This is a genomic window from Altererythrobacter sp. C41, from assembly GCF_016803135.1.
Taxonomy (GTDB): domain Bacteria; phylum Pseudomonadota; class Alphaproteobacteria; order Sphingomonadales; family Sphingomonadaceae; genus Pelagerythrobacter.
The window spans coordinates 180,079-195,192 of the sequence record NZ_JAEVFE010000003.1; the positions used below are offsets into that span (position 1 = coordinate 180,079).

The following is a 15,114-nucleotide window of genomic DNA, read 5'->3' on the forward strand; positions in this document are numbered from 1 at the left end:
GAACCCTAGGGAGTGCGGGCGAAAGGTTCCACCCGAAAGCGCGCGAGCGGCTGACGGGGCTCGACGAAGGGGACACATGCGCCTAAGGGCATGGCTTCAATGGCATCGACGGGAACCCACGACACACCGGGCCGCTTTCCGGCAGGCGCGCGCGCCTTTCCGCATCGCGACCTGACCGGCATTGCGCAGCTCGAACGGCACGAGATCCTGTTCCTGCTCGCCGAGGCGGAGCAGTGGGTGGAGCTCAACCGCCAACCGTCCAAGCACTGCGACGAGCTGGCCGGCCTCACCATCATCAACGCGTTCTTCGAGAACTCGACCCGCACGCTGCTGAGCTTCGAGATCGCGGGCAAGCGGCTGGGGGCGGACGTCGTCAACATGCACGCCGCGCAATCGAGCGTGAAGAAGGGCGAGACGCTGATCGACACCGCGATCACGCTCAACGCCATGCGCGCCGACGCGATCGTGATCCGCCACGGATCGAGCGGGGCGGTGGACCTGATCGCGAGCAAGGTCGACTGCCCGGTGCTCAACGCTGGCGACGGCCAGCACGAGCATCCGACGCAGGCGCTGCTCGATGCGCTCGCACTGCGGCATGCGCTGGAGGATCGGGGCGAGGGGAGCGAGGACTTCACCGGGCTGACGGTGACGATCTGCGGCGACATCCTGCACAGCCGCGTGGCGCGCTCCAACGTGCTCTGTCTGCAGGCGCTCGGTGCCTCTGTGCGCCTTTGTGCACCGCCCGCGCTGATGCCCGCCGGCGTCGAGGCGATCGGCGCGCAGCCGTTCCACGATTTCGATGCCGCGCTCGAGGGCGCGGACGTGGCGATGATGCTGCGCTTGCAGACCGAGCGGATGAGCGGCCAGTTCATCCCCTCGGCGCGCGAATACCACCACCTCTACGGCCTGACCCGCGAACGGCTGGAGCGCTGCGCGCCCGACGCGCTGGTCATGCACCCGGGCCCCATGAACCGCGGGGTCGAGATCGACAGCGACGTGGCCGACATGCTCGACCGCTCGATCATCACCCGCCAGGTCGAAATGGGCGTCGCGATCCGCATGGCCTGCCTCGACGTGCTGACCCGCAAGGCGCGGGGCGTGCCGGGCTGGAACGACGGGCAATGGGTATGAAGCAGGTGCGGCCTCTCACGATCACCGGCGGCCGGCTGGTCACGCCCGAGGGCGTCCGCACGGGCGCGGTTCGTCTCGCGGAAGGGCGGATCGCGGCACTTGGCGAGATTGCCGCGCAGGAGGGCGACGAGAAGCTCGATGCAAAGGGCAAGCTCGTCGCTCCGGCATTGATCGACTTCGGCGTCTTCGCGATCGACAAGCCCGCGTTTCGCTTCGGCGGCATTGCCCGCGCGGCGCTGATGCCGGATCAGAACCCCGCGCTCGACCTGCCGAGCCGCGTTTCGTTCATCGCCAAGAGCGGCAAGCCCGACTTGTGGGTCCACCCGCTCGCCGCGGCGACGCAAGGCCTCGGCGGGACCGAGCTTGCCGAGATCGCGCTGATGAAGGACGCGGGCGCCCGCGGGGTTGCGACGGGCCGGCGGTGGATCGCCGATTCGGGCGTGATGCTGCGGCTGCTGCAATATGCCGCGATGCTCGATCTCGTCGTGGTGACCCACGCGGAGGATGGCGGGCTGGTCGGATCGGCGGCTGCGACCGCGGGCGAGATCGCGACGCGTCTCGGTCTGCCCAGCGCACCCGCGGAGGCCGAGGCGCTTGCTGTCGCCCGCGATATCGCGCTGGCCGAGTTGAGCGGTGCGCGGCTGCACTTGCGGCAGGTCACCACGCGAGCCGCGCTCGATCTGGTTCGCACGGCCAAGCGGCGCGGGGTCGCGGTGACGGCGGGCGTGACGCCTGCGCATTTCATGCTGTCCGACCTGGCGACGGCCGATTTCCGCACCTTTGCGCGCCTCTCGCCGCCGCTCCGGTGCGAGGACGACCGCAAGGCGGTGATCGAGGCGATCGGCGACGGCACGATCGACGTGATCGGCTCGGGCCACGATCCGCGAGGACCTGAAGACAAGCGTCTGCCCTTCGCCGATGCCGAGCCCGGCATGGCGGGGGCCGAGACGCTGCTTGCGATGACGCTGACATTGGTGCGCGATGGGGTTATCGACTGGCCGCGCGCCTTCGACCTGCTGGCGGGCGCGCCTGCGCGGCTGCTCGGCGTGGACACGGGCGTCCTGCGCGAAGGCTGCGAGGCCGACGTGGCGCTGATCGACCCGGAGAAGCCGTGGGTCGTAGACAGCCGCAAGATGGAGGCGACCGCCGGCAACACGCCTTTCGACGGCCAGCCGACGCAAGGCCGCGTGCTCGCCCTCTTCAAGGGCGGCGTGGCGCTCTAGCGAACAGCGAGACCCTTCCCGGGAGGAAGGGGATGATTATCGGCGGGCCTAGCGCCGCGCCATGCGCACGCCGGTGTCGACCGCGCCCGGCAGGGGACGGCCCTCGGCCCAGGCGAAGCAGCCCTGGCCGCGCGCCTTGACGGTCGAGCACATCGAACGGGCGTCGGCCCGCTCCAGCCCGCCAGCGGAGACGCGATAGTAAGCCTTTCCGCGTACCTGCGCTTCGGTGATGACCATCCGGTAACGGTCGAGCCCCGGATACTCGCGCGCATAGATGCCCCAGGCGCGCCGCGCCCCCTCGCGGCTGGCGAACGAGCCGAGCTGGACCAGGTGCTTGCCGTCCGCCGCCTCGATAGCCGCTGCCGGCGTCTCCGCCGTCGCAGCGATGCGGGAGGCGGGGCGGGTCTCGCGGACCGGCGCAGCCTCAGCACCGTAGCGCGCAGGCATTTTCTGCACGACCGGGTTGGAGATGAAGGCGACCATGCTCTCGGTGATCTGCGCGGGCGTCGCGCCTGCGGGTGCCGGCGCGGCAAAAGCGGTGCGCACGTCGGTGGGGGCTGCAACCTGCGGCGCGGCCAGCGCGAGCTGCGGCGCGGGATCGACCGGCTCGAGCTCGCCCGCGGGCGCGGACGACGCGAGGGCGTGCGGAGCTTCCCCTGCAACCGGCTGGGCCAGCGCTGCGGCTTCTGCGGCGAGCTGTTCGGAACTGGGGTGGTTGCTCAGGGCGAGGCCGATCGGCTGGCCGGCATCGTGCACGACCGGCGCGCCGAGAAGCTTGGCGACGCGCGCCTGATACATCTCCGGCTGAACCGCGCGCGCCCACTCGGCGATCCGAGCACCGACCTGATCGGCGGGAACGTCCTCCGCGACCATCAGCCGCGCCGCGCGCCAGTTGCCCTGGAGGGCGTAGGCATAGGCGAGGTTCTGGCGCACCTTGGCCGTGTTCTGCCCGGCGCGCAGTGCGTTGGCGAGCACGTTGGCGCCTTCGTCGGGCCGCCCCGCCAAGGCCAGTGCCAGGCCGAGATCGGCCGGATCGAGATCGTCGCGCCAGTCGTCAAGCACGGCGACGGCCTTAGGGTAGTTGCCCACCGCAGTCTGGGCCAGCGCATAGCTGAGCGCGGTACGCGGCGAGTTGTCGCCGAGCGACATGGCATCCTGGAAACTGGTCGCAGCCGACTGGAACCGGCCCGCTTCCAGATAGGCGGCGCCGAGCATGGCGCGGTACTGCGCATCGCGCGGCGCGGCGAGAACCGCGGCTTCGGCGTGCGCGATGGCCTTGCTGACTTCACCTTCGCCCAGCGCGCTCTGCGCCTTGCTCGCGGAAAGGTTCGCGGGCGGAGCGGCTTTCGTGGTGCAGCCGCTCAGCGCCGCGGTCGCGAGCGCCGTGGTCAGCGCCAGCGCGGCGAGACGGGTGGTCTTGGCGGTGCGGATCATGGTTGTCCCCCCAGAGTTCTCACTGCCGCTCGATCTGCGCCGCAAGGCTGTCGAGTTCGGGCATTTGGGCGAGCAGCGCGTCGAGCGCTTCGGTGACGATCTGCTGCGCGCTGCGATTGCGGACGGTGCAGGCGAGCCGCAGCTTGAGATGCCGGTCGGCATCGAGCCGCAGCGTGAAGGCGGCACGCTTGCCCCGCTCGAGCGCAGAGCGGGGAGCGGCGGCATTGTGCGATTCCATCGCCGCATTCATGCGTTCGGCGAGCACGGTCTGCTGCTGGCGGACCGGCGGTTCCGGCAGGGCGCTTTCTTCGAGCTGACCGTGTGCGGCATGATCGATCTCGCGCGCCTCGGCCGCGGTCGCGGGATTGGACGGGAAGGGCGTCAACTGGAGAACTTCCGCCTCGCGTGCCGGCTCCTCGTCGGCGCCCATGTCGTTCCAGCCGAGATCCTCGATATTGTCCGGCAGGACCGCTGCATGGCCCGCGATCAGCGCGGACTGCGGCCGCATCGCGGGCCGTGCGCCGCCCTTGCGGGCGAGCAGAGAGGAATTGAGGGAGGCGAAGCTGGCGTCGCTCATGGTGATCGCGCCCTTACTGTGCGACCCGGCGGCCGAAGCCACCGGCGGGGCGATGCGCGCCCGGCAACGGAGAAACGGCGTGCGGCGCGGCGAACACGGTGCGGCGGAAGTTCTTCTCCAGCCGGTCGGCGACGTAGTTCCACAGCGCGGTGACCTCGGCGGCGCTGCGGCTGTCGGGATCGACCTCCATCACCGTTCGGCCGTCGATCATCGAGGCGGCGAAATCGGTGCGGTGGTGCAGAGTGATCGGCGCGACGGTGCCGTGCTGGCTGAGCGCGACCGCGGCTTCCGAAGTGATCTTGGCCTTGGGCGTGGCGCCGTTGACCACGAAGACCAGCGGCTTGCCGGCACGCTCGCACAGATCGACGGTGGCACCGACGGCGCGCAGGTCGTGCGGGCTCGGACGGGTCGGCACGACGATCAGTTCGGCCACGCCGATCACCGACTGGATCGCCATGGTGATCGCCGGCGGCGTGTCGATGACGGCCAGCTTGAAGCCTTGCTGCCGCAGGATCTGAAGGTCGCTGGCGAGCCGCGAGACGGTGGTCTGGGCGAAAGCAGGATATTCGGCCTCGCGCTCGTTCCACCAGTCCGCGAGCGAGCCCTGCGGATCGATGTCGATCAGCACTACCGGTCCGGCGCCGGCGCGCTGCGCCTGCACGGCCAGGTGACCCGACAGCGTCGTCTTGCCGGATCCCCCCTTCTGTGAAGCCAATGCCAATACTCGCACAGGCCCGTCCCCCCTGCTGTTCCTGTCCTGCGCCGCGCGAAGGCGGGCCGGGTGCCGGGATCGCAGGATACCCCTAATTTAAGGTTAACGACTGTTACCCAGCCAATGACGGCGGGTGAGGTCAGGTTAGAAACCTTTTGCTAACGGACCATTCACTATGTCAGTCTTTCCTGCAGGAGGGACTCAAGGGGCCGGAACGGATGATAAGGTTCGCACACGCACTGTCGCTCTTGGCCGCCGGCGCTGCGCTGGCCGTAGCCGCGCCCGCAGCCGCCGATGTCAAGGCCGGGGTCGATGCGTGGAGCCGGGGGGACTATGCCGCGGCGGTGCGCGAATGGCGCGAGCCGGCGGCCCAGGGCAATCCAGATGCGCAGTTCAACATGGCGCAAGCCTATCGGCTCGGCCGGGGCGTGGAGCGCGATCAGAGCCAAGCCGAGATCTTTTACGCCAAGGCAGCCGCACAAGGTCATATCAAAGCCGCCGACAATTACGGCCTGATGCTGTTTCAGGAGGGGCGGCGGGAAGAGGCGATGCCGTACGTCTCCGCCGCGTCCGACCGCGGCGACCCGCGCGCGCAGTATCTGATCGGTATCGCGCATTTCAATGGCGACCTGGTGGAGAAGGACTGGGTGCGAGCCTATGCGCTTCTGACGCTCGCCAATTCGGCCGGACTGCCGCAGGCGAGCCCGGCGATTCAGCAAATGGACGGCTACATTCCGCTCGAGCAGCGTCAGGAGGCGCAGGTGCTCGCGCAGCAACTCAAGCGCGAGAGCGACGCCGTGCGGGCGCAGCAACTCGCAGCGGCCGACCTCGCGCTTGGCGATGACACGCCCGCGACCCCGGCGCCTCGCGTGCCGCAAACGCGGCCTCCGGTCGCGGTAGCGCCGCCGCAGGGCCGGGTGCCGACGCCGATCCCGCAGGCGAGCGTTCCGCCCTCCGTGGCCGCCGCCGAGGCGGCGATCGTCGAGGCGAGCCGCGTAACGGGCACGGCGAGTCCGGCCCAGGCAGGCGCCGACTATGCACGGCCGGCGGCGGTGGCCACTGCCACCCCGCAGCCGAAGCCAATGCCGACGCCCACCCCGAAGCCTGCACCAGAACCGAAGGGCACCGCATCGCCGCCGCCGCCGCCCGCTGCGGCTGCGGAGCCCTCTCCGTCGTCGGACGGGCCCTGGCGGGTTCAGCTCGGCGCCTTCTCGGTGGCGGGCAACGCGGACCGGTTGTGGCGCGACGTGGCGGGTCTGGCACCGCTCTCCGGGAAAGAGAAGCTCCTCGTGCGCTCCGGCAAGCTGACGAAGCTGCAGGCCGGCGGTTTCGCGACGCGTGGGGCCGCACAGGCGGCCTGCGACAAGCTGAAGGCCGCGGGCAGAGCCTGTCTCGTCACGCGCTAGCTCCAGCGCACTGCAGGGTTTCCTGCGCGCCAACGAATGCTAACACTCTCGCTGATTGAAGGCAGGGAGGGGCCGTTGGCGCGCAATCCGGACGATCCGCAGTGGCACAATACGCCCGACCAGCCGCAACCTCTGCCTGCGGCCGGCACGGAGCGGATCGAAAGCCTCGATTTCATCCGCGGCATCGCCGTCATGGGTATCGTGCTCGCCAATATCGTGATCTTCGGCCAGCCGATCACCGCGGTCATGTGGCCGGGTGGATTCATCGGGCCGGACAACGATCCCGGCGGATGGCTCTGGATCGCGCAGTTCGTTCTGATCGACGGCAAGATGCGCGGCCTGTTTACCCTGCTGTTCGGCGCGGGAGTCATGCTGTTCATGGAAAAGGCCTGGGCGCGGGGCGCGACCGGCTGGCTCCAGGCGCGGCGGCTCGGCTGGCTGCTCGTATTCGGCCTGCTGCACTATTTCCTGCTGTGGCAGGGGGACATACTTACGCTCTATGCGCTCTGCGGGCTGATCGTGCTCGCCTGCGTCCGATGGGACGTGCAGACCAAGGTCGTCGCCGCGCTGGTGGTCTATGTCGCCGGTGCGCTGCTGTGGACGGCGCTGTTCTATTATTTCTACCTCATCGCCGAGACTCCGCTCGGCGAAAACCCGATGCTCGCCGAGGCGCATGCCGAGATTCTGGCGGCGAAAAGCGTGCCCGTTGCGGACGCGGCTGCCGAGACCGCGCTCATGCGGGATGGAAGCTGGCTCGCCAACGTCGCACACCGGCTGGGCGAGCACCGCTTCGGCTGGCTGACGGTGCTGTGGCAGGTCGCTTGGGAGACCGTGCCGCTGATGCTGCTCGGCATGGCGCTCTATCGCGCAGGCCTGTTCGACGGTCGGATGGATCCGCGCAAGCAGCGGCGCTGGGGCTGGGGCGGCCTGCTCGGTGGGGCGATCGCCACGCTGCTGCTCGCGCTATGGGTCCAGGCGAAAGGATTCACGTACTTCACCACGCTCTACGCCTTCCTCGGCCCCTCGATGCTGACGCGCCTGCCGATGATCCTCGGACTTGCAGCGCTGCTCGCCATGTGGGCGCCCAAGGCCACGGGGTGGCTGGGGCAGCGAACGGTGGCGGCAGGGCGAATGGCGTTCTCGAACTATCTCGGCACTTCGTTCGTCATGCTGTTCGTCTTCTCCGGCTGGGGGCTCGATCTGTTCGGACGGCTTGGCCGTCCGCAGCTTTACCTGGTCGCGCTGTTGAGCTGGGTCATAATGCTCGCCTGGTCCAAGCCATGGCTTGCACGCTTCCGCTATGGACCGCTCGAATGGCTGTGGCGCTGTCTTACGTATGGACGCCTGTTTCCGCTCCGGCGCTGATAGGGGTTGATATTGCGAACGGTTCGCATAAATTGACGCCTGCGAATCGATCGCAGGAGCCGCAATGTATATCTGTATCTGCAATGCCATCAGGGAATGCGACCTGCGCCGCGCCGCGCGTTGCTGCCCGGGCGATGCGGAGGCGGTTTACGCGGCCATGGGCAAGCGCCCCAACTGCCGCCAGTGCCTCGAAGAAGCCGACGAGATCCTGTTCGAGGAGCGCGAGGGCGCGCTTCTGCCCGCCCGCGCAGCCTGATTTCGATCTCCTCCAGGCTAACGCAAATCGCTCGCAAATGGCGGAATTCCGCCATTTTTTCGCCCTCCGACCCTTGCCAGCATGGCGATCGGGGCGCATATTCGCGCGCATATTCCCGAGCCATGGAGACGCCCCGTGAAAGGCGACGCGACAGTCATCGAGTTCCTCAACAAGGCGCTCACCAACGAACTCACCGCCATCAACCAGTACTGGCTGCACTACCGTGTGCTGAAGGACTGGGGCGTCGACCGGCTGGCCGAATACGAACGGCACGAATCGATCGACGAGATGAAGCATGCCGACGTTCTGGCGGAGCGGATTCTGTTCCTCGACGGGCTTCCCAATTTCCAGGCGATCCACAAGCTCAAGGTGGGCGAAACGGTCGAGGAGATCCTCAAGGCCGACCTCGCGATGGAACAGGAGGCGATCCCGCTCCTGCGCGATGCCATCGAGCATTGCGAAACCGTCCGCGACTACGTCAGCCGCGAAATCTTCGAGCGGATTCTGGAGAGCGAGGAGGGGCACGTCGACTTCCTCGAGACCCAGTTCGACATGATCGCGCGGATGGGCCTGCAGAACTACGTCCAGTTGCAGAGCAAGCCGGCCGAGGAAGGGGACTAGGGGGCGGCTCCGCGCCGAGCCGGCAGCCCGCGTCACCCCAGCAGAGGGCGGGGTGGTGCTCCTCGTGCTTTCCTACATGCAGCCATCGGTCCCAGCTTTCGCTGGGGTGACGGCGGAAGGAGGGGGCTGCTAGCTGCTAGCCTTCGTCCCGGTCCTGGTCGAACGCCCGCGCGCCGCGCACTGCGAGGCGGGTTTCGCGGAGGAAGAAGCCGAGGCCGGTCAGGAGCAGCAGCATCGTCAGGATCCAGGCGATGGCGATCAGGGTGCCGATCTGCGGGCGGATGAAGGCGCTGACGAACAGCAGCACGATCACCACGCTGATCACTGCGGCCGAGGCGGTGCTGAACGCCATCGCCTTTTGCACGTGTCTCCGCCGCTGCTCCAGCCACGGCAGTTCGCGCACTTCGTGATCGCCCGCCTCCTCGTCCTCGACGCGGCGATGGATTCGCTCGATGCGCTGGGCGACCCAGATCATCCGGCTCATCATCACGTTCATGATCGCGCCGATGCCGCCGAGAAGGAATGCGGGTGCGAGGGAGAGCTGCACCATCTGCTGCACCCGCGGCGTGCTCGCAGTGCGCTCCAGCATCTCGAGGGCGAGACTGGCGCTGGAAGAGAGCAGATCGAGCATCAGTCTCTCTTGTAGGGATTCTTCGGGCTCTTGAGAACGACCCGCACGGGCACCGCTTCGAAGCCGAGTTCGCGGCGGATGCTGTTGACGAGATAGCGCTCGTAGCTCTTGGGCAGCATGTCGAGCCGCGTACCGAACACGACGAAGCGCGGCGGGCGAGTGCTCGACTGGGTGATGTAGCGCAGCTTGATCCGCTTGCCCCCCGGTGCGGGCGGCGGATTGGCCTCCAGCGCGTCGTCGAACCAGCGGTTGAGCGCGGCCGTCGGGACGCGCTTCGACCAGCTCTCGCGGATTTCGAACGCCGCGCCGAGCATCGTGTCCAGGCCCTTGCCGGTTCGGGCGCTGACCGCGAGCAGCGGCAGCCCGCGGACCTGTGCGAGCCCTTCGTTGAGCGCCTCGCGGATGCCGTTGAAGAGGGACGAGGCGTTCTCCGCCACATCCCACTTGTTGATCGCGACGATCAGGGCGCGGCCTTCCTGCAGCACCATGTCCGCGATCTTGAGGTCCTGATGCTCTAGTCCCTTGGTCGCATCGAGCAGCAGGACCACGACTTCGGCGAAGTCGACCGCTCGCCGCGCATCGGCCACGCTCAGCTTCTCGAGCTTCTCGGTCACGCGCGCCTTCTTGCGCATGCCGGCGGTGTCGATCAGGCGGACGTCGCGCGCCTCGCCGCTGGCGGGATCGGTCCAGTTCCAGTCGATCGCGATCGAATCACGCGTGATGCCCGCCTCCGGCCCGGTGAGCAGGCGATCTTCGCCGAGCAGGCGGTTGATCAGCGTCGACTTGCCGGCGTTGGGTCGGCCGACGATCGCGAGTTTGAGCGGACCAAGCGGTGCTTCCTCGTCGCTCTCGATCGCTTCTGCCGTCTCGCCACGCTCGGCCTTCTCGCCGATGATCGGCCAGAGCGCGCCAAACAGGTCGGCGACCCCTTCGCCATGCTCGGCCGAAAGCGCGACGGGTTCGCCGAAACCGAGCGACCATGCCTCTATCGCCCCCGCTTCGCCGGCGGCCCCTTCGGCCTTGTTGGCGACGGGCACCACGGGCACCGTTTGGCTGCGCAGCCAGCGCGCGATTTCCTCGTCGAGGGGGGTGAGCCCGGCGCGGGCGTCGATCACGAACAGCGCGGCATCGGCACCTTCGAGGCTGACCTCGGTTTGCCGGCGCATCCGGCCGGGCAGAGTGTGGGGATCGTCGTCCTCCCACCCGGCAGTGTCGACCACCGTGAAATCGAGCCCCGCGATGGTCGCATCGCCGAAACGCCGGTCGCGCGTCACCCCCGGCTGATCGTCGACCAACGCCAGCCGCTTGCCCACCAGCCGGTTGAACAGCGTGGACTTGCCGACGTTGGGGCGGCCGATGATGATGACTTGCGGCTTCTTGACCATTGCGGCTGCGCAGGTGGAGCCTATTGCGGCGCTTGGCAAGCGCGCTCGGCTCACCGAGCCCAAAGGTTAAGATCCGTTAACCATAACGGGCAGGCTCGCGTTAACGATGATTCGGCAGCTTCCTGCCGCATGAGGGTGAGCAGCATCTGGATCCTGGCCGCAGCGGGCCTGTGCGCCTTTCACGGCCCGGCGCTGGCGGACGCCAGTCCTGGATTCGAACGGCCGGACCGGCACGAATTGCCCGCCTATCTCCAGTGCGTACCCTATGCGCGAGAGCTCTCGGGTATTCAGATCTACGGCGATGCGCATACCTGGTGGAACCAGGCCGCGGGCCGCTATGAACGGGGCGATGAGCCGCGCGTGGGCGCGGTGATGGCGTTCGTCCCGCATGGCGGCATGCGGCTCGGCCATGTGGCCATGGTGAGCCGGGTGATCGACAGCCGCACCGTGCTGCTCGACCACGCCAACTGGTCGCCGATCAATGGCCGCCGCGGCCAGATCGAGCGCGACGTGAAGGCGGTCGACGTCTCTCTCGCCAACGACTGGAGTCAGGTGCGCGTGTGGTACGGCCCGATCCAGGCGCTCGGCACCTCGGTCTGGCCGGTCCACGGTTTCATTTACGGCGAGCAGGCCCGTTTCCCCGAAACGCGCCTTGCCGCAGCTCCCCCGTCGCGCGCGGCGCCATCCCCCCCGGCGCCCGCGCGACTCCATTCCGCCGCGCCCTCGCGCACGTTCCTGAATGCGTTTGCGGGATTAGCGAAGCCTGCCGCGGAGGCTCGCGGAAATCTCGTTGCGCGCGCGCCCGTGCGGCCGGCCGAGAAGGTCATGCCACAGCGCAAGCCTGCGCCGGCCCCGCGTGATCCGATCGCGGCGGCCGTCGCCCGCTACGGCAACTGAGCCGCTTCAGGCTTTCGCGACCGGCGCCTCGTCGCCAAGATCCTCGTACCAGGCTTCGACCGGCCCGCTGAGCTTGATCGTCAGCGGTTGGCCCTTGCGGTCCATCGCCTTGCCCGCCTGTACCCGCACCCAGCCTTCGGAGATCGAGTATTCCTCGATGTCGGTGCGCTGGCGGCCCTTGAAGCGAATGCCCACGCCGCGCCGGAGCTTCTCGGCGTCGAAGTGTTCGCTGCGCGGATTGACCGAAAGGCGGTCGGGCGGGGTGTCGTTGCTGGTCTCGTCGCTCATGGGAGCGCCCTAGTCCGCCGCTGCGCGCCTCGCAATATTCAATCAATCGGGCGGAGGCGGTGTCTCGATCGGGCTGCGGTCGGGCCTGTCGAAATCGGGATCGGGTTGTTCGATCTCGTCCGGCTCCTGCATCGGATCCTCCAGCGGGGGGCTATCGGGCGGTGTCTCGGGCGGGGAGCCGGGTTCGATTCTGTCGGGAGCGGGATCAGGCTGGGTGGCCATGGGGAAGTTCCTTCAAGTGGTGCGTCGTGCGAATCCAACGCCTCGCGCAGCGGCTGCGTTCCGCCGCCGCGCGCCGCCAATCGCAGCGCTTGCCCTTTTCGGCCCGCCCTTCTAAGGGCGCTCCCCTGTTCGTGTGGGTTTCCCACGCGCGGCTTCGTTCGGGTTGCGGGCGTGGCGGAACTGGTAGACGCGCTGGTTTTAGGTACCAGTATCGAAAGATGTGGGGGTTCGAGTCCCTTCGCCCGCACCAGTGACCGGCCCCGATGCCCTTCGATAAATCGTGATTTTGAAAAGGCTTAAGTTCGCACCATGCAGATCAAAGAGACCACCAGCGAAGGCCTCAAGCGCGGCTTCCAGCTCACCATTCCGGCCGGTGACATCGAGGCCAAGGTCGATGCGGAGGTGAAGAAGATCGCCCCGCAGGTGCGCATGCCGGGCTTCCGTCCGGGCAAAGTGCCGGCCAACCTGATCCGCAAGATGCATGGCGAGAACGTCCATGCGCAGGTGGTCAACGACGCGATTCGCGGTTCGGTCGACGAACTGATTCGTGACAAGAAGCTCCGTCCGGCGATGCAGCCGAAGGTCGAGCTGGGCGAGGGATACGAGCAGGGCAAGGACGCGGTGCTCGACGTGGAGCTCGAGGTTCTGCCCCAGATCGAGGCGCCCGAGGTCGAAGGTCTCGCTCTCGAGCGGCTGGTCGTGCCCGTGAGCGACAAGGAAGTGGACGAGGCGCTCGAACGGATTGCCGGTCAGCAAAAGAGCTACAAGGACGCACCGAAGACCAAGAAGGCGGCTGAGGGCGACCAGCTCATCGTCGATTTCGTCGGTTCTATCGACGGGACCGAGTTCGAAGGCGGCAAGGCGGAAGACGCGCCGCTGGTGATCGGCTCGGGCCAGTTCATCCCCGGTTTCGAGGAACAGCTCACCGGCGTGAAGACGGGCGACGAGAAGACGATCACCGTCACGTTCCCCGAAGATTACCCGGCCGAGCACCTCAAGGGCAAGGAAGCCCAGTTCGCCGTCACGGTGAAGCAGGTGAAGGTCGAAGGCGAGACGAAGATCGACGACGATTTCGCCAAGAACCTCGGCCTCGAAGGGCTGGACCAGCTCAAGGGCTTGCTGCGCGGCCAGCTCGAGCAGGAAACCGCTGGCCTCACCCGCACGCAGATGAAGCGCCAGCTTCTCGACCAACTCGCCGCGGGCCACGACTTCGCGGTGCCGCAGGGCATGGTCGATGCCGAGTTCGAGCAGATCTGGGCCCAGCTCCAGCAGGAAGCCTCGCGCGACGAGGACCCGGCCAAGGCGCTCAAGGAAATCGAGGCGGAGAAGGACGACTACCGCAAGATCGCCGAACGCCGCGTGCGCCTCGGCCTCCTGCTCAGCGAGATCGGCCAGAAGAACGGTGTCGAAGTGAGCCAGCAGGAAATGAGCATGCTCGTCCAGCAGGCCGCGCAGCAGTATCGCGCCGAGGACCGTCAGCGCTTCGTGCAGTACATCCAGTCCGAGCCGATGGCGGCCGCCCAGCTCCGCGCGCCGCTCTATGAGGACAAGGTCGTCGACTTCCTGTTCGACAAGGCCGAGATTTCCGAGCGCGAAGTGACGCGCGAGGAACTCGAAGCCGCGATCGAGGCCGAAGAGAGCGAACCCGCCGAGAAGCCGGCGGCGAAGAAGAAGGCGCCGGCGAAGAAGCCCGCCGCCAAGAAGGGCGCGGCCGAGACCGAAGGCGAGGAGAAGGCCCCGGCCAAAAAGCCCGCGGCCAAGAAGGCTCCCGCCAAGAAGGAAGCGGCGAAGGACGAGGGCAAGAAGGCCCCGGCCAAGAAAGCCGCCGCCAAGTCCGGCGACGAAGCACCGGCGGCCAAGAAGCCGGCCGCAAAGAAGGCGCCGGCCAAGAAGGCTGCTGCCAAGAAGTGATCGTCGGGCTACTGCCGGGTGACGAACAGGGGCGGCGAGCGTGTCTCGCCGCCCTTTCTCGTCCGGGGAGCGCTCGGTGGCGCAGAGGCGAAGGTGCCGATTTCCCCGGCCGCAAGGTTAATCCCCTTGAACATCGCGCTCGCCATCGCGACATAGCCGGTCGCACTTCTGACGAGAGGGAATTTTTCGCATGATCGACCTGTTCGGCACCGACGCCCACGCTTCGCAGGGCCAGTTCACCCGCGATCCGGTGACGGGTGCGCTGGTGCCGGTGGTGGTCGAGCAGACCAGCCGCGGCGAGCGCAGCTTCGACATCTTCAGCCGCCTGTTGCGCGAACGGATCGTGTTCGTGACCGGGCAGGTCGAGGACAACATGGCCTCGCTGATCGTGGCCCAGTTGTTGTTCCTCGAAAGCGAGAATCCCTCGAAGCCGATCTCCATGTACATCAACTCGCCGGGCGGCGTGGTGACGGCGGGCATGGCGATCCACGACACCATGCAATACATCAAGCCGCGCGTTTCGACCGTCTGCGTCGGTCAGGCGGCGTCGATGGGCAGCTTCCTCCTCGCCGCCGGCGAGCCGGGCATGCGCATCGCGCTGCCGAATGCGCGGATCATGGTCCACCAGCCTTCGGGCGGTGCACGCGGCATGGCGAGCGACATCGAGATCCAGGCGCGGGAGATCCTGCGCATCCGCCAGCGGATGAACGATCTCTACGTGAAGTATACCGGCCAGAGCCTCTCGGATATCGAGAAGGCGATGGACCGCGACACCTTCCTCGAGGCCGACGAAGCGATGAAGTTCGGTATCGTCGACAAGGTGTTCGAGACCCGGCCCGAAAACGAGGAGCCGGCTGACGAATCGGGTTCGGGCGGCGCGCCCGAGTAACTCGCAGCCGGGGAACTGCCCCGGCGCGGAACGGTTGCGGTAGCAATCGGGCAACCCTGCCACTTCAGCTTGTGGCAATGCCCCGAATGCTAAACCCGGTGTGTTGATTAATGACCAACCGGCTTTAGAGTCGGTCGAATCCCGCCGTTGGAATCGGCGGGATCGG

The 15,114-nt window shown here is 67.6% G+C and carries 16 protein-coding genes and 1 tRNA gene; 10 read left to right on the forward strand and 7 right to left on the reverse strand.

The features are described from left to right. Nucleotides 1-99: 99 nt before the first annotated feature. Both JNO53_RS07815 and JNO53_RS07820 read left to right on the forward strand, forming a co-directional pair. Nucleotides 100-1,131 (forward strand): aspartate carbamoyltransferase catalytic subunit, encoded by a 1,032-nt coding sequence (locus tag JNO53_RS07815; protein ID WP_443111168.1) that lies wholly within the window; start codon nucleotides 100-102, stop codon nucleotides 1,129-1,131. Beyond that, nucleotides 1,128-2,354: a dihydroorotase gene (locus tag JNO53_RS07820; protein ID WP_203109746.1), complete on the forward strand. Its 1,227-nt coding sequence runs from the start codon at nucleotides 1,128-1,130 to the stop codon at nucleotides 2,352-2,354. The genes JNO53_RS07815 and JNO53_RS07820 overlap by 4 nt, the downstream gene beginning before the upstream one ends. 48 nt (nucleotides 2,355-2,402) lie before the next feature. Here the strand turns inward: JNO53_RS07820 and JNO53_RS07825 are convergent, their stop codons facing one another. From JNO53_RS07825 to JNO53_RS07835, 3 genes are read right to left on the reverse strand one after another with little or no spacing between them, the layout of a single operon-like run. Continuing rightward, on the reverse strand, nucleotides 2,403-3,788 hold the full coding sequence (locus JNO53_RS07825; RefSeq protein WP_203109386.1) for an SPOR domain-containing protein: 1,386 nt from the start codon (nucleotides 3,786-3,788) through the stop codon (nucleotides 2,403-2,405). Nucleotides 3,789-3,807: 19 nt separating this feature from the next. Beyond that, the gene (locus tag JNO53_RS07830) at nucleotides 3,808-4,365 is read right to left on the reverse strand and encodes a hypothetical protein (protein WP_203109388.1); all 558 of its coding nucleotides are present in this window, start codon (nucleotides 4,363-4,365) and stop codon (nucleotides 3,808-3,810) included. A 13-nt stretch (nucleotides 4,366-4,378) separates the two neighbouring features. Then, nucleotides 4,379-5,095, reverse strand: coding sequence for an AAA family ATPase (locus JNO53_RS07835; protein ID WP_203109390.1), 717 nt, complete (start codon nucleotides 5,093-5,095; stop codon nucleotides 4,379-4,381). Nucleotides 5,096-5,295: 200 nt separating this feature from the next. On the opposite strand from JNO53_RS07835, the gene JNO53_RS07840 reads away from it, so the two are divergent. From JNO53_RS07840 to bfr, 4 genes are all read left to right on the forward strand, one after another. Then, a complete protein-coding gene (locus JNO53_RS07840; RefSeq protein ID WP_203109392.1) occupies nucleotides 5,296-6,483 on the forward strand; it encodes an SPOR domain-containing protein in 1,188 nt (395 codons plus the stop codon). A 75-nt stretch (nucleotides 6,484-6,558) separates the two neighbouring features. Continuing rightward, nucleotides 6,559-7,848: a DUF418 domain-containing protein gene (locus JNO53_RS07845; protein ID WP_238401740.1), complete on the forward strand. Its 1,290-nt coding sequence runs from the start codon at nucleotides 6,559-6,561 to the stop codon at nucleotides 7,846-7,848. A 64-nt stretch (nucleotides 7,849-7,912) separates the two neighbouring features. Further along, nucleotides 7,913-8,104 carry a (2Fe-2S)-binding protein gene (locus JNO53_RS07850; protein WP_203109394.1) on the forward strand — a complete coding sequence of 64 codons (192 nt, stop codon included), beginning with the start codon at nucleotides 7,913-7,915 and terminating at the stop codon, nucleotides 8,102-8,104. 135 nt (nucleotides 8,105-8,239) lie between these two features. Beyond that, nucleotides 8,240-8,725, forward strand: a complete 486-nt coding sequence (gene bfr / locus JNO53_RS07855) for a bacterioferritin (protein WP_203109396.1) — start codon at nucleotides 8,240-8,242, stop codon at nucleotides 8,723-8,725. A gap of 136 nt (nucleotides 8,726-8,861) precedes the next feature. On the opposite strand, the gene JNO53_RS07860 is transcribed toward bfr, so the two are convergent. Both JNO53_RS07860 and der read right to left on the reverse strand, forming a co-directional pair. After that, nucleotides 8,862-9,356, reverse strand: coding sequence for a DUF2721 domain-containing protein (locus JNO53_RS07860; protein ID WP_203109398.1), 495 nt, complete (start codon nucleotides 9,354-9,356; stop codon nucleotides 8,862-8,864). Continuing rightward, nucleotides 9,356-10,741, reverse strand: coding sequence for a ribosome biogenesis GTPase Der (der, locus tag JNO53_RS07865; RefSeq protein ID WP_203109400.1), 1,386 nt, complete (start codon nucleotides 10,739-10,741; stop codon nucleotides 9,356-9,358). Before der ends, JNO53_RS07860 begins: the two co-directional genes overlap by 1 nt. Nucleotides 10,742-10,870: 129 nt before the next feature. Between der and JNO53_RS07870 the strand changes: the two genes are divergently transcribed. Continuing rightward, complete coding sequence (locus tag JNO53_RS07870) at nucleotides 10,871-11,638, forward strand: CHAP domain-containing protein (RefSeq protein WP_203109402.1); 768 nt, start codon at nucleotides 10,871-10,873, stop codon at nucleotides 11,636-11,638. A 6-nt stretch (nucleotides 11,639-11,644) separates the two neighbouring features. Here JNO53_RS07870 and JNO53_RS07875 read toward each other — a convergent pair whose 3' ends face one another. Together JNO53_RS07875 and JNO53_RS07880 are read right to left on the reverse strand one after the other, a co-directional pair. Then, a complete protein-coding gene (locus JNO53_RS07875; protein ID WP_203109404.1) occupies nucleotides 11,645-11,926 on the reverse strand; it encodes a DUF3297 family protein in 282 nt (93 codons plus the stop codon). 42 nt (nucleotides 11,927-11,968) lie between these two features. Next, nucleotides 11,969-12,148, reverse strand: coding sequence for a hypothetical protein (locus tag JNO53_RS07880; protein WP_119513107.1), 180 nt, complete (start codon nucleotides 12,146-12,148; stop codon nucleotides 11,969-11,971). A 165-nt stretch (nucleotides 12,149-12,313) separates the two neighbouring features. Here JNO53_RS07880 and JNO53_RS07885 point away from each other — a divergent pair. The 3 genes from JNO53_RS07885 (at nucleotide 12,314) to JNO53_RS07895 (ending at nucleotide 14,948) form a co-directional block, all read left to right on the forward strand. Then, a tRNA-Leu gene (locus tag JNO53_RS07885) sits at nucleotides 12,314-12,398 on the forward strand. Nucleotides 12,399-12,457: 59 nt separating this feature from the next. After that, on the forward strand, nucleotides 12,458-14,059 hold the full coding sequence (gene tig, locus JNO53_RS07890; protein WP_203109407.1) for a trigger factor: 1,602 nt from the start codon (nucleotides 12,458-12,460) through the stop codon (nucleotides 14,057-14,059). 190 nt (nucleotides 14,060-14,249) lie between these two features. After that, complete coding sequence (locus JNO53_RS07895) at nucleotides 14,250-14,948, forward strand: ATP-dependent Clp protease proteolytic subunit (protein ID WP_203109409.1); 699 nt, start codon at nucleotides 14,250-14,252, stop codon at nucleotides 14,946-14,948. Nucleotides 14,949-15,114: the final 166 nt, after the last annotated feature.